We start from the raw sequence: 14,390 nt of genomic DNA, 5'->3' as shown, positions 1-14,390 counted from the left end.
GGATCTCCCTTGCCACAATTGCTCACTCGGGCGCCAAGTGCACTGATTCATGTTCAGCGCAAACCATAGGAATAAATCCCCAGGTCATTGTTGTCGAACCAGTTGCCCTTGGCCCAGATCACTCGATCCTGCTCTGCTTGAAAACCGAGGATGCCCAGGTAACCGCCGATGGCGAGGCGCTGCCAGGAGCGGCCCCAGTTCTTGGAATAGAACACCCCATCAGCGGAGATGTTCGCGTCCGACCACCAGTAGAGCCAGCGCGGTGGATGGTGATTGCTGGTGGTGTTGATCAGCAGGGTGTTTTTCCCCATCCAGAAGTTGCTGCCACGCACCTGGTTATCCGACGCCAACGGCGCGAACACACTGGGCAGGTCGCTCAAGGGCGTCCAGGTCAGCGCGGCGGTATCCAGTTCGGCGACCACATCTTGCCCCCGCTCCCCCTGGTCAATCAGTCCAATCACCCGCCCGGCATCGTTCTGTAGCAGCTTGCTCACGAACAAGTTGTCGTCACGCTGCCTATCCACTACCTGCCACTGCCCTGCCTTGGCCTGCAACCGGGCCCGTGTCGTGACATTGACCGCGATATTGTGGCTGACGCCATCGGGATGGCCGCCCCAGAAGCGTTGGGACACCCAGATAAAGGCCGTCTGTGCATCGAGCTGCAGGACATGGGTCTGGATTTCCCCCTGTGCGCCTGCGTTCGTGCCCCAATCAATGATGTCAGGACGTTTGCCACGGGCGTATTCGGCGGACACCAGCAGCGACTCGGGCGCCATTATCGGCGAGCTGTTCGCACCGCGATCGGCCGAGTAAAAGACGCCGGTGGAAACGGCTGTCGGTTTCACCTCATCGCTGTCTTCGTCCGCCACGTCCGGTGTGCCCACGACCCAGACTTCATTCGAGCCGTGGAAATAGGGAACCAGGTTCCAGGCCAACGAATCGGCCTCGGGAAACCAACCTTTGGTCAACCAAGTCCAGCGTTGGCCTTGATCATCACTGCGAAGGATCACGGTTTGATCGGGCTCATGGGTATTCGCAGTTTCAGGCCGACGCAGGCCCGTGAGCAGGAATACACTGCTCCCGTCGGGGCTGGTCACGAGACAAGCGGCGCCGCTGACATGGGCCACGAGCTGAAATTGCCCTTGGGCATCCAGGCGGGAAATGAAGGAAGTTTCCTTTTCGGCACGAGAGAACAATCGGGCAAAGGTCCCGGGCTCCTGAGGTTCTTCAGCCTCAGCGGGCTTGCCATAGACCACCGCATCCAGGTCCACGACATCAGCGGACGGTTCAAGGGCCTGGGCCTCTTCCTCCAGGCGTCCCACCAGCCAAGTCCCCTGCGGAGTCACCGTCACGCCCGTGCAATACTGGGTCATCGCGCGCAAGCGGGTATCCTTCACGGCGCCCACTTGCTGCTGATCGGGGTTGTCGCCACCCCACTCCAGCTTGGCACTGGTCATCATCCACATGTACCACAGCGCCGCACCGGCCAGCAGAGCGACAAACAATCTAGAGAGCAGTTTTGAACGAGGCATGGGGAGGTCGGTATCCGGGGGAAAACTGCGAAGCTTTTCTCATCTCTTTTGTCCGGAGTAAATTTTTATCGCACGAGAATGGACGAACCCGGTCGCATAATTGTCAACGCTGTGACCCAGGTTCCATTCTCTGCGTGACGCCGCTTCACCTGAAAGCCCCAACGCGTTAAGCAGACGCCCACAAGGAACGCTCCATGCCCGCAAGCTCCGGCCCCGCCACCGTCTCTCCATTGCCGCAAACCACCGGTTTCGTCCGGGTGCGTGGCGCCCGCGAACACAACCTCAAGAATGTCGACGTGGACATCCCTCGCGATGCCCTGGTGGTATTCACTGGCGTGTCGGGTTCCGGCAAGTCGTCGCTGGCTTTCTCCACGCTCTATGCCGAAGCCCAGCGTCGTTACTTCGAATCCGTCGCGCCTTACGCGCGGCGCCTGATCGACCAGGTGGGCGTACCGGACGTGGACAGCATCGAAGGCTTGCCGCCCGCAGTCGCCTTGCAGCAACAACGCGGCACCCCCAGTGCACGTTCATCCGTGGGCAGCGTCACCACCCTGTCGAGCCTGATTCGCATGCTTTACTCCCGCGCCGGCAGCTACCCGGCCGACCAACCCATGCTCTACGCCGAGGACTTCTCGCCCAACACGCCCCAGGGCGCCTGCCAGGAATGCCACGGCCTGGGCCGGGTCTATGAAGTGACCGAAGCCTCCATGGTGCCGGACCCATCGCTGACTATCCGCGAACGCGCCGTGGCTGCCTGGCCCATGGCTTGGCAAGGCCAGAACCTGCGGGACATTCTGGTGACCCTGGGGTATGACGTCGACATCCCCTGGCGCGACCTGCCGAAAAAGCAAAGGGACTGGATTCTCTTCACCGAAGAAACCCCTACCGTTCCCGTCTACGCCGGACTGACGCCGTCCCAGACCCGCGCCGCCCTCAAGCGCAAGCTCGAACCCAGTTACCAAGGCACGTTCAGCGGCGCCCGACGCTACCTGCTGCACACCTTCATGCATTCCCAAAGTGCCCAGATGCGTAAACGCGTGGCGCAATACATGCGTGCCAGCCCATGCCCGGTGTGCGAGGGCAAACGCCTCAAACGCGAGGCGCTGACCGTGACCTTTGCCGGCCTGGACATCGCCGAGCTGTCGCACCTGCCGCTGCTCGAACTGGCCGAGGTGCTCAAGCAGGTCCTGGCACCCGACTACCTTGCACAGGCCGAAGAAACGGGCAATGTCCTCAGCCACCGACAAACACGCGAGGCCCGTGAGCAACGCGCCGCCAGGGGCGACAATCCCCATGCGGGCGGTCCCGACGCCCGCCACACACCCAACCTCTCCCTGGAAAAACGCCTGGCTGCCCAACGCATCGCCGCCGAGCTGCTGGAACGGATCACCACCCTGATCGACCTGGGCCTCGGCTACCTCGCCCTGGAACGCAGCACGCCGACGCTTTCGTCCGGCGAACTGCAACGCCTGCGTCTGGCGACCCAACTCAATTCCCAGTTGTTCGGCGTGATCTACGTGCTCGACGAACCCTCCGCCGGCCTGCACCCGGCCGACAGCGAAGCGCTGTTTGGCGCCCTGCAACGCCTCAAGGCAGCGGGCAACTCCGTGTTTGTGGTCGAACATGACCTCGATACCATGCGCCGCGCCGACTGGCTCATCGACGTGGGCCCGGACGCTGGCGAACAAGGCGGCAAAGTCCTCTACAGCGGCCCGCCGGCAGGCCTTGGCCAGGTGCACGAATCACGCACCCGTGCCTACCTTTTTGGCGAAGAACACACTGCGACACGCAGCCCAGGAGCACCCAAGGATTGGCTGCGCCTGGAAGGCATTACCCGCAACAACCTCGACAACCTGAACGCGGCCTTCCCGTTGGGCTGTTTCACCGCCGTGACCGGCATCTCTGGCTCAGGCAAATCCAGCCTCGTCAGCCAGGCCCTGCTGGATCTGGTCGGCGCGCACCTGGGCCAGGCCAGCCCCAACACCGAACCCGACGAGCAAAGCCTGGAAGACGAACCCGCGCAAACCAGCACTGGGCGCGTTGTCGCCGGGCTCGATGCGGTCAAGCGGCTGGTCCAGGTGGACCAGAAACCCATCGGCCGCACCCCGCGCTCCAACCTCGCCACTTACACCGGGTTATTCGACCACGTGCGCAAACTGTTTGCTGCCACAGAACAGGCGCAGGCGCTGGGATTCGATGCCGGGCGGTTTTCCTTCAACGTCGCCAAGGGGCGCTGTGAAACCTGCGAAGGTGAAGGCTTTGTCAGCGTGGAGTTGTTGTTCATGCCCAGCGTGTACGCCCCCTGCCCCACCTGCCACGGCGCCCGCTACAACCCACAGACACTGGAAGTTCGCTGGCAGGGCCTGGACATTTCCCAGGTGTTGCAACTGACCGTGAACCAGGCACTCGAGGTGTTTGCCGAACAAGCGGCGACCAGGCGCTCGTTGCAAGTGCTGCAAGATATCGGACTGGGCTACCTTCGCCTGGGCCAACCGGCCACGGAGCTGTCCGGCGGCGAAGCCCAGCGGATCAAGCTGGCGACAGAACTGCAGCGCAAGGCCCGGGGGGCAACCTTGTATGTGTTGGATGAGCCGACCAATGGGCTGCATCCCCAGGATGTGGATCGCTTGCTGGTGCAGTTGAATCGCCTGGTGGAGGAAGGTCATACGGTGGTTGTGGTGGAGCATGACATGCGGGTGGTGGCGCAGAGTGACTGGGTTATCGATATCGGCCCGGGGGCAGGCACCCAGGGCGGAAACGTGGTCGCCTGCGGGGCTCCGGAAACCGTGGCGAAATGCCGGGAGAGTCGAACGGCAACATTCCTGAAAAGGGCTTTGCGAGGTGAAAAATAAAGGTTGCCAATGTTTCTCGCTGTTGCGAAAAAGCTGTCTATACTGTCCTCCAGTTAATCGTTTCAGTAGTCGTAATTAACTACAACCTCAGGGGCAAAGGGCTGAGGTTACACAGGCAAGGATGCAAAATGAAATCATCTCAATTGAGAGAGCAAGCATTACACGGCGACATGAGGGGCTATTATCACGCGCCGAAGCGAACCCCGACGAACTGGAAAACCCCACCCGATACTCCAACCCCTTTCGCGATCCCGATAGCGGTTACAAAGCAGTGTGTGGGTGTTGCTGTCAACGCTATAAGACTTCCCTCCTTCGCTGGACGAATATCAAGGTGAAACCTTTGCTACATACAGGTATTCACATTAATATTTTTCGAGCGCGCCCACTATGCTCAAGCCCATTTCAAGCCAACTACTCAATTTAATTCAAGAGGTCGAGAATAACATCCCAGGAAAAAGCCACGAAGAGTACACCGAGATACTAGGCTGGATATTCTCCAAGCTAGGGCTTGATAAGTTTGCTTATGTTCACTTGGAGCCCATGCCCTTCGACAATTCTAAAGTCTCCATCCACAGCAACTATCCCGCCGAATGGGTGGACACCTACCGCAAAAACTCACTGCACGAATCAGACCCTGTAATGGCCAACACAGCCATTACTGCCATTCCTTTTTTCTGGGATGAAATCCCACAAGAAATCGACAATAATCCGGAAATATTTGATCAGTCCGCATCCTATGGCATCAAGCAAGGGTTCACTGTACCAATTCATGAGCCCGGCAGATCGTTCGGCTCCGTTCACCTATCTTCGGAAGAAAATGATCCTGATTTCCCAACCATTGTCAGGGAGAACATATTCATTATTCAAACACTCAGCATCATCGCCAACCAGCACCGCCCGGTTGAGACCATTGTCGAGAGCACACTCAAGCTATCGCCCAGGGAAATTGAATTCCTGCGCTGGCTTGCCCTGGGCAAAAACTATAAGGAGATCGGTTTGATCATGAATATCACCGAACGAACAGTGAAATTTCATGCCAAGCAAATGACCGAAAAAATGGAGTGCTCCAATGTCAAGCAAGCCATGTTCAAAGCGGCGCAGTTGAACCTCATCTAAAACGTTTACGTTAAAGCTTTCCTACTTTCCCCAATTCGCACTCGACGCCCTCAACTTCAATATCAAGACACAATCAGACGAAATTCACCTGGGATGCGATATTGAAAAGCATGCCGCAAGCGAACAACCCAATCACCAAAGAAATGGCTCGATTTAAAAATCGTCCAGATACAATTGCGTGAAATTTTCGACCACAAAAAGCGCCTACTGCGATCCACACAAGCCCTACCGGAAAAATAATGGCTGTAAATAGCAGTATGAATGACAGCCAGTTATCCAGCGACAGGAATGTGCCCGCCGGCGCAACGAAGGAAACAAAAAACAGCCCCTTTGGATTTGTCAGCGTTGCCACAAACAAATCCGCAACGGTAATACCCGCCGTTGCCCCAGGCGCATGCTCTTTGACCGAGAACCAAAGTTTCAAGGAAATATAAAACAGAAAACACACAGCAAAAATCTTGGTAGCGATCACCACCCACGAGTGATCGGTCATCAGTAAGTCAATGAACACCCCCCACATCGTCATCTGAATAACGTATGCCAGCCACTCGGCTGCGACGAAGCGCATCGAAAGCGTGTTGAACCCTCTACTGATGCCTGCTTGCAACAACAATGAATTCGTCGGTCCCGGAACCAACAACACGGTCAACAATGAAAGCGCAATATAATTCATAGCATCCATCCATATCAGCAGCCTGTACGGCTCATTTTCAGGGTCAGATCAATCCATCATCTTTCCACATGACTTCAAGCACAGTGACATGAAGTCAGCCTTTTCGGTCATACGAGATCATACAACCAACTTAAATAGAGCAATCACACTAGACCAACATCAATGTGCCACATACTAAAGTCCCCCCGCTCAATCCATATCCCTTGGATTCACCGTCAGTGAGGCACCCCGTGAAAGAAAGTCATCATACCCCATGCCAGATGACCGTTTTCTTATAGCCACCGAAGTCTATCTGATGGCGTCAATTTTTTGAACATCACCTTATCAACCAGTTACGAGATACAATTTTATCATCGTCAAAAAAACAACAGGTCAAGCCTATTTCGACTCATGTAAGTCCACTTGATTAACACCAGTTCGCCATCATGCCGCACCTATACTTTTTTGGATTCATAGCGATACAAACCCACAACTAACGAGCTCGCCAATAATTTTAAGCCGCTCACAAAACCGCACTCTCTAATTAGGCTGCACACTCTATAACTCAAAGACTGTACTTTAGGACAGTTGAAATACCGTAGTGCAAAGTTAACAGTAGCTTCACCTGCAGCCACGAAGTCGCATCCATGAACTACTCCCCATGCACCTATGGATTTTCCGACGTATCCACCAGCATCGTAAGCTACTCAAAAATCCCTCTTAACACCCTCGAACAAATACTGTCCATTCGCAAACTCGCCTTCATCGATCGAAAGAAGTGGGACATTGAAAGTTATCAAGGCAGTGATTACGAGTGGGATGAATACGACGACCCTGATGCGATCTATATCTACGCCCATGAAAACGACCGCGTCACCGGCTGTGTTCGACTACGTCCCTCCAGCAAACCCACGCTGATGAGCGGCCCCCTGAGTTTTATCCTTCCAACCGAAAAAACCAGACCGCACTTGGGGTACTGTTGGGAGGCCACAAGATTTGCACTTTCAAGCAATAATTTTTCTGCGGGAAAACTCACCCGAGCTAATGTAGACATTCGCACAGCAGCACTTTTCCTGTCAATGATTAAGTTCGCCCAACAACAAAAAATTCACGCCTATGAAATCGTCGTGGACACCCTCATGGAAAAAATCCTGAAACGTTCTGGCTGGCCAATTGAAAGACTTAATACGGCATTGGGCTCAAAGGGCGAACACATAATTTACGGCACTTTGCCATGCACGCTTAAAACTTATGAAGAGGTCCTCAGCAAGAACGCCATCAACAGAACAACGATACTTACCAACCCCCACATGACACACCGCTCGTCAGATACACTCCATAAATCCTTGGATACTACCCCGATATTCCCCGCTCGAAATATTCCGGCAAAGATACCCATGCACACTGAGCTCCAGCTCTAATCAAATAATTGGACGATTTTGGAGAAAGGATGAACCTACAACGATTATTCCCTCACGTTGGTAAAGTCATTGCCAGTACAGGTAGTCGCAATTTTCCGCGTATGTTGCACGACCTGATACTCACGGAAATACCCGTGGATGCAACACATATTACCGAACAACGGATCGGCACAAGTAATATGTCTGAACCCAGCACCTCCAGCATCGGTTGCGTCGGCCTGGACAACGCTTGCGTCGGTGCGCTCATGGACACGCACACCGCCAAGCCCTTTTTCCTGGCCGACGACATACTCTTTGAAGATGCGGCATCGCAGAAAATACCCAACTTTTCCCGCTGCCTGCTTAAATGCGAGCGTCCGGAAAAATCCCCCGGCCACAGCGCAACGACGCAATTACATCTGTCGACCCGCAAGAATGGTCGACGTTATGTACTGTCCATCTATCGATCGTCTCTTTCAAAGGGATTTACCGCACAAGAACATGCATTACTGAAAGATTTCTCCTGTCTTTTATTGCCCATGGTCGAGGAGCACGTGGCAGCCCTTGTTCCACCGGAATCCACTCGGCAGGACCCTTTCCTGGCATTGGACGCTTCGGAAAACGGCGGCATGGAAGCACTGCGCCAAAGGTTCGCTGATCGATTGCTACTGTCGGGATTGAGTCTGTCTTCTCGGGAAACGGAAGTGTGCGTAGGTTTGCTGGCCGGGCGCACTGCCCCCGAACTTGCCGAGCAACTCAACTTGAAAGTCAATACAGTCGAAAGTTATCTGAAGCGCGCGGCCATAAAGATGGGAATTGGTGGGCGTCGTTCGCTGATCCGCTGGATGCATTCGATGGATGCCACACCGGCTCACATGGAATGGAATGGCAACAGCCCCATCCAACAAGCCGTATAAACCTACCCCCAACGATTGCTCGCTCGCTGATCGAGTCGAGTATTTGTTGGGGGAATATTGGTTTCCCCCTTAAACGTCCTCCACCCCCCCTTCTTCCATTGGCGATCGAGTACGACGCTTCAGCCATTCAAGCGCATCGTCCACGTAAGTGAAAATCACCGGTACCACCAGCAGGCTCAACAACGTCGACGTCAGCAAACCACCCATGACTACCACCGCCATCGGCTGCCTGAAACTCGGATCCTCGCCCATTCCCATCGCCGTCGGCAACATCCCGGCCCCCATCGCAATGGTGGTCATCAGGATCGGGCGGGCACGCTTGTGGCAAGCATCCACCAATGCATCGTATCGACCCAGGCCATAATCGCGGCGAGCCATGATGGCGTACTCCACCAACAGAATGGAGTTCTTGGTCACGATGCCCATCAACATCAACAAACCGATGACCGATGACAGGGAAAAACTGAAGTTGCACACCAGCAAGGCCAACAATGCGCCACCCAGCGAGAGCGGCAAGGCCGAAAGAATCGTGGCCGGTTGCAAGAAGTCGTGAAACAGCAACACCAGGACTGAATAGATACAAAACACACCGATGGCCATGGCCAGCCCGAAGCTGGCGAACAACTCCGTCATCAACTGCAACTCCCCCTGTTCCACCAGTTTCACTTCGGCTGGCAAGTTGCGCATCGCCGACAGTTGGCGGGCCTCGGCCATGACCTCACCCAGGTTGCGACCGTTGAGTTCGACAGACAGGGTGACATTGCGCAGGCGGTCCAGTCGGCTGATTTGCGCCGGTCCGCTGCCCATGCTGATTTCTCCCAACGAGGCCAGGGCGACCTGGCCGTCTCGACCGGTTACCCGCAATTGGCTGATCGCCTGCAAGTCGTCGCGCAATAGCGAATCCATGCGCACCCGCACGTCCACCTGGCGCTGGGACAAATTGATCTTGCCCAGTTGCGAGGAGTATTCGCCGTAAGTCGCCATGCGCAGGGTATCGGCGATGTCCTGGCTGGTGATACCCAATTCCGCTGCCCGGGCAAAATCCGGCCGCATCTGGATTTCCGGTCGTTGCAAGGCGCTACTGGACGAGACATTGCCGATCCCGCGCAACTCACGCAACTGGGGCTCAAGGGCGCTGGCCGTGCGCTCCAGCAGATCGCCGTCATCGCTGGCAAGCACGATATTGAGCTTCTCTCCGCTGCCATCGCCGCCAACATTGATGCGTACTCCCGCAAGTGTGCGCAACACCTGGCGCATCTGCGCTTCGACCTCCACCTGCTTGCGATCGCGTACATTTCGAGGCGCCAGCTCCACCGTCAGGATCGCATCACCGGCGCCAGTGATATCGCCAGGCCCGACGCCCGAACTGCTGGCGGTCCCCACCGAGCTGAACACATGCGTGACGTCGGGGAGTTCGCGCAGCCGTTCGCTGGCCTGCAAGACCATCGCGGTCGTGTGGTCCAGTGTCGTCCCTGGCGGCAGCTCCAATGTTATCTTGCTGCGACCGGTGTCCTGCGCTGGCAGGAAGCTGGTAGGCAGCAACGGGACCAACGCCAGAGCCCCGACGAAGCACAGGCCGGCCAGGCCCATCGTCGTCTTGCGCCAAGTCAGGCTGGCGTGGATCCAGCCCAGGTAGCGGGTCATCAACGGGCTGTCATGGTCGGCTTCATTCCTGGCCTTGAGGAAATAAGCCGCCAACATCGGCGTCAGCAGCCGCGCCACCAGCAGTGAAAACAGCAACGCCACCGACGCCGTCACACCGAACTGGCGGAATAACTTCCCGGCGATCCCCCCCATGAACGCCGTGGGCAGGAACACTGCAACCAAGGTGACCGTCGTGGCGAGCACCGCCAGACCGATTTCATCCGCAGCCTCGGTGGCGGCCTGAAGCGGGGTTTTGCCCATGCGCAAGTGCCGCGCGATGTTCTCGATCTCGACGATGGCATCGTCCACCAGCACACCGATGACCAGCGCCAGGGCCAGCAGGGAAACGGCATTGAGGGTGAATCCGGCCAGGTACATCACGCCAAAGGTGGGGATGATCGACAGCGGCAGTGCCGTGGCGACGATGAGCGTGGCGCGCCAGTCCCGCAGGAACCACCAGACCACCAGCACCGCCAGCAACATGCCTTCGTACAGTAAATTCATCGAATCGTGATAGTTGGCAAGCACGGCCTTGACCGTGTCACTGGCTTCAACGATCTGCACGTTGGGATGCAGCTTTTCAAACGCGGTCATGGCCTTGCGCACGTCATTGGCGACGCCGACATCGGAGAAACCCAGGGAACGGGTGACCTGGAAGCCGATCACGGGCCTGCCATCGCGAAACGCTCGGGTGCTGCGTTCGGCATGGGTATCGCGAATGTCGGCCAACTGCCCCAGGGCGAGCAGACGACCGTCGCCGCTGGGAATGTCGATGGCGCCGAGCGCCGCCGGATCGTCAATGGCACCCAAGGTCCTCATGGCTTGCTGGCCGCTGCCCAGGTTGCCCTGGCCGCCGGAGTTGTCCTTTTGCATCGCCCGTAACTGGTTGGCGATGTCCGTGACGCGAATGCCCAGGCCCGCCATCAAGGCCGGGTCGAGATTGACCTGGACTTCCCGGTCGACACCGCCCATGCGGGCGATCATTGCCACTCCGGGCACCGCCAGCAGTTCTTTGCTCAACTCATTGTCGACGAACCACGACAACGCTTCTTCATCCAGGTTATCGGAGTCGATGACATAGGTGAGCAATGCCGAGGCGCTGGTGGTCAGCCGGGAAACCGAGGGCGTGTCCAGGTTCGCCGGCAGCTGCGCCATGGCACTGTCGACCGCGTTACGCACTTCGTTGAGCGCCTCGTTGCCATCCTTGTCGATGTCAAAGCTGACGCTGATATTGACGGCACCGTCGGTGATGGCCGTCGTCACGTGCTTGAGCAGGCGCAGGGACGTCAGTTTGTCCTCGATCTTGCGTGCCACTTCCGTTTCCAGTTGCTCCGGGGCCGCGCCTTCCAGCGAGGCGCTGATCACCACCACTGGCAGGTCCATGTCCGGGAAATCCTGGATGGCGAGCTTCTCGAAACCCGACAGGCCAAAGAGCGTCAGCAGAATGAACAGCATGACGGCCGGGACCGGATGGCGGATCGACAGGGCTGAAATGTTCATGGCTGGGCGACCTGGGATTGAACGAGGGTCACACTTGCGCCATCGTTGAGGAACGCACCGCCAGCACGCACGATTCGGGCAGGCTCATCGAGACCGCTGAGGATCTCCACCGCCTGATGCAAACGCCGGCCGACCACCACCGGTCGCTGGACCACGTGCATGTCGTCATTGAGCGTGAACACATAGGAGCGCCCGTCCCGCAGGATGACGGCAGTGTCTGGCACCGTGACGGCCTCGCGGGGCGCCAGCTCGATCTGGCCACTGGCATACATACCGGCCTGGGCGGCGCTGTCGGTGGGCAGGGAGATGTAGACCAATCCCCGGCTGGTCTTGGTATTCAACGTGGGCGATACCAACCGCACGCGCCCTTCCAGGCTCTGGCCGTCGGGCAACGTCATACGGGCAACCTGGCCAGGCTGAACCTGGGCCAGTTGGCGGGCATCCAGCTCGGCCTGCCATTCGATGCGGCCGTCGCGCACCATGCGAAACAGCTCGTCGCCGGCGGAGAGCACCTTGCCAAGCAGCGCCGTGCGCGCCGAAATGATGCCATCGTCCACGGCGAGAATGCGGGTTTGTCCGAGCCTGATCCGCGTGCTCTGCAATTCGGCACGGGCGCTGGCGAGGTCAGCCTCGGCGAGCACGACCTTGATCCGGTAGTCTTCACGCTGTTGTTCCGACAAAGCCCCGCCCTGACCGACGACCCGGGCCCGACGATCATTGGAGCGGGCCTGCTCCAGGTTGGCGCCGGCCTGGGCGACGAGCGCCTTCTGCTTGTTCTCTTCGGCAACCACCGTTTCGCTCGCCAGCGTGGCCAATAACTGGCCTTTCTTCACCCGGCTGCCCACATCGGCCTCGATGCTGGCGATGCGCAGGTTGCTGGTCTCGGCATTGATGACCGCTTCCTGCCAGGGAGCGAGCGCGCCATTGGCAAACAGTAACTGCGGCCAGACCTGACGTTGCGCCTGGACGACTTCCACGCTCAAGCTGCTGACCTGGGGGGCGGCCTCGACCGGTTCATCGCCCCGGCGAAAATAGATCAGCGCCACCACGATCGCGCACACCGCGATCGCCAACGCGAACTTGCCTGATCGCGACCTCACGCGCCATCCCCGCCCAATGCCGGACTGCGCGCAAGGGGCTGACCGACTTGCCAGCCGCCCCCCAGCGCCTTGTACAGGGCGATCCAGTAGCGCACTTGATTCTGCTGCAAGGTGATCAATTCAATCTCGGCCGTCAGCGCCTGGCGGCGTGCGGTTTCCCGGTCCAGCAGGCTGACATTGCCGGCCTGCCAACTGCGGTCGATGGCTTCGAAAGACTCCCGGAAACCCGCAGTGGAACGCTCTACATCCGACTCCCGGCGACGTGCCGCATCGAGACGCACCAGGGCCTGCTCCACTTCCATCACACCGGTGCGCAGCGTTTGGCGATAGACCGCCAGGGCCGCGTCATACGAGGCCTTGGCACCCTCCGCCGCCGCGCGCCGCTTGCCACCGTCGAACAGCGGAATCGACAGCACCGGGCCCAGCGACCATGAACGGTTGCGCTGACCCACCATGGTTCCCACGGAAATCGTCCCGGAAAGACTCAGGCTCGGCAGGCGATCAGCCTGAGCCGCGCCGATCTCGGCATTCGCCGCTGCCAGCTCGCGCTCGCCGGAGGCGATGTCCGGGCGTTGGCGCAACAAGTCGGCCGGAACCTGTTGCACGTTGAGTTCGGCCGGTTTCGGCAGTTGCGCGGGCGTGTGGCCCAGCACGTCCAGCAGTCGCCCTTCCTCACTGCCTGTCAGTGCCACCAGGCTCTTGAGCAGCACCTGGCATTCACTCTGCTGCTGGACCAGGGCCGCGGCGCTGCTGGCGGCACTGGCATCGGCCAGCGCGGCGTCGGCGGAGGACGTGAAGCCCGCCCCGAACGACTGGCGCGTCATGCGCGCAGTGTCTTGTTGTGACTGGGCCTGATCACGGTAAGCCAATACCAACTTCTGGCAGCCCCGGTATTGCACGTAGTAATCACCCACCTGGGCCGCCAGGGAAACCCTCGCGTCATGCCAGTCATCCACCCGTGCTTCAACGCGGGAGTTGGCCGCTTCACTGTTGCGGCGCAACTTGCCGAACAGATCGAGTTCCCAGGCGGCATCCATCGTTGCAGAGGAGCCTGAGCCCCCCAAGCGCTCTGAACCGGTCTGCTGCCCACCTCGGCCACCGGACACCCGGCCGTCGAACTTGGGCAAGGCATCGGCGGCGTGGCTGTCGGCGGTCGCACGGGCCATCGAGATATTCGCCCAGGCCTGGTCCATGGACGGACTATCGGCTTCGGCCAGGCGCAACAGCTCGGCCAATGCCGGGTCATCGAATTGCCGCCACCAGTCGGCCAACGCGGCCACGGACGCGCCATGGGGCACTGGTGCCTGCCACTTGGCGGCGATCGGGACATCTGGTACCCGATAGTCAGGGCCCAATACGCAGCCACTCAAGGCCACCGCACACAGTGTCACCAGCAATATGCTCTCTGGGGGCTTGAAGACATGCATAGGGTTCTCTAGGGGTGTCAAAGGTGAAAACAGCAAGGCACCCGGCACCGGCACCACTCAGGGAGATGGCGGATTATTAACGATGGCTTGATGAGGCTCGTGTGGCAGTTATTTAACCTTGCGCCCGTTCCGATGTCTGGCGTGGAAATTGGGGACAGGTGCCGCCAGGAAAACTCGCGATAAAGACGGGGGCCTGTTGAAATGAGCCCGACCTGCCCAGTAATGGCTGCACTTGCTGTCGAGCATGAAT

General features: G+C 58.5%; 9 protein-coding genes. 4 read left to right on the top strand and 5 right to left on the bottom strand.

Annotated elements, in window-relative coordinates; genetic code table 11:
* Positions 1 to 53 precede the first annotated feature (53 nt).
* A complete protein-coding gene (locus AB7M32_RS17230; protein ID WP_454250686.1) occupies positions 54 to 1,532 on the bottom strand; it encodes a hypothetical protein in 1,479 nt (492 codons plus the stop codon).
* A gap of 194 nt (positions 1,533 to 1,726) precedes the next feature.
* On the opposite strand from AB7M32_RS17230, the gene AB7M32_RS17225 reads away from it, so the two are divergent.
* Both AB7M32_RS17225 and AB7M32_RS17220 read left to right on the top strand, forming a co-directional pair.
* Positions 1,727 to 4,384, top strand: a complete 2,658-nt coding sequence (locus tag AB7M32_RS17225; RefSeq protein WP_454250685.1) for an excinuclease ABC subunit A — start codon at positions 1,727 to 1,729, stop codon at positions 4,382 to 4,384.
* A gap of 387 nt (positions 4,385 to 4,771) precedes the next feature.
* Positions 4,772 to 5,500, top strand: coding sequence for a helix-turn-helix transcriptional regulator (locus AB7M32_RS17220; protein WP_454250684.1), 729 nt, complete (start codon positions 4,772 to 4,774; stop codon positions 5,498 to 5,500).
* Positions 5,501 to 5,573: 73 nt separating this feature from the next.
* On the opposite strand, the gene AB7M32_RS17215 is transcribed toward AB7M32_RS17220, so the two are convergent.
* Positions 5,574 to 6,173 carry a LysE family translocator gene (locus tag AB7M32_RS17215; protein ID WP_072405402.1) on the bottom strand — a complete coding sequence of 200 codons (600 nt, stop codon included), beginning with the start codon at positions 6,171 to 6,173 and terminating at the stop codon, positions 5,574 to 5,576.
* Between the two features lie 626 nt (positions 6,174 to 6,799).
* Between AB7M32_RS17215 and AB7M32_RS17210 the strand changes: the two genes are divergently transcribed.
* A complete protein-coding gene (locus AB7M32_RS17210; RefSeq protein ID WP_454250683.1) occupies positions 6,800 to 7,573 on the top strand; it encodes an acyl-homoserine-lactone synthase in 774 nt (257 codons plus the stop codon).
* Positions 7,574 to 7,602: 29 nt separating this feature from the next.
* Complete coding sequence (locus tag AB7M32_RS17205) at positions 7,603 to 8,469, top strand: helix-turn-helix domain-containing protein (RefSeq protein WP_454250682.1); 867 nt, start codon at positions 7,603 to 7,605, stop codon at positions 8,467 to 8,469.
* Between the two features lie 69 nt (positions 8,470 to 8,538).
* Here the strand turns inward: AB7M32_RS17205 and AB7M32_RS17200 are convergent, their stop codons facing one another.
* The 3 genes from AB7M32_RS17200 to AB7M32_RS17190 are packed head-to-tail and all read right to left on the bottom strand — an operon-like array spanning position 8,539 to position 14,140.
* Positions 8,539 to 11,613 carry an efflux RND transporter permease subunit gene (locus AB7M32_RS17200; protein WP_454250681.1) on the bottom strand — a complete coding sequence of 1,025 codons (3,075 nt, stop codon included), beginning with the start codon at positions 11,611 to 11,613 and terminating at the stop codon, positions 8,539 to 8,541.
* On the bottom strand, positions 11,610 to 12,713 hold the full coding sequence (locus AB7M32_RS17195) for an efflux RND transporter periplasmic adaptor subunit (RefSeq protein WP_454250680.1): 1,104 nt from the start codon (positions 12,711 to 12,713) through the stop codon (positions 11,610 to 11,612). Before AB7M32_RS17195 ends, AB7M32_RS17200 begins: the two co-directional genes overlap by 4 nt.
* Entirely contained in the window at positions 12,710 to 14,140 is a 1,431-nt protein-coding gene (locus tag AB7M32_RS17190) for an efflux transporter outer membrane subunit (protein WP_454250679.1), read from the bottom strand. The genes AB7M32_RS17195 and AB7M32_RS17190 overlap by 4 nt, the downstream gene beginning before the upstream one ends.
* Between the last annotated feature and the right edge of the window lie 250 nt (positions 14,141 to 14,390).

The organism is Pseudomonas sp. R151218B TE3479 (genome assembly GCF_053629195.1).
This window is presented reverse-complemented; position numbering and strand designations above follow the sequence as displayed.

Bases quoted from the DNA above. Each gene is read 5' to 3' on its own strand.
- AB7M32_RS17230 (WP_454250686.1), bottom strand. From the start codon at position 1,532: ATGCCTCGTTCAAAACTGCTCTCTAGATTGTTTGTCGCTCTGCTGGCC.
- AB7M32_RS17225 (WP_454250685.1), top strand. From the start codon at position 1,727: ATGCCCGCAAGCTCCGGCCCCGCCACCGTCTCTCCATTGCCGCAAACC.
- AB7M32_RS17220 (WP_454250684.1), top strand. From the start codon at position 4,772: ATGCTCAAGCCCATTTCAAGCCAACTACTCAATTTAATTCAAGAGGTC.
- AB7M32_RS17215 (WP_072405402.1), bottom strand. From the start codon at position 6,173: ATGAATTATATTGCGCTTTCATTGTTGACCGTGTTGTTGGTTCCGGGA.
- AB7M32_RS17210 (WP_454250683.1), top strand. From the start codon at position 6,800: ATGAACTACTCCCCATGCACCTATGGATTTTCCGACGTATCCACCAGC.
- AB7M32_RS17205 (WP_454250682.1), top strand. From the start codon at position 7,603: ATGAACCTACAACGATTATTCCCTCACGTTGGTAAAGTCATTGCCAGT.
- AB7M32_RS17200 (WP_454250681.1), bottom strand. From the start codon at position 11,613: ATGAACATTTCAGCCCTGTCGATCCGCCATCCGGTCCCGGCCGTCATG.
- AB7M32_RS17190 (WP_454250679.1), bottom strand. From the start codon at position 14,140: ATGCATGTCTTCAAGCCCCCAGAGAGCATATTGCTGGTGACACTGTGT.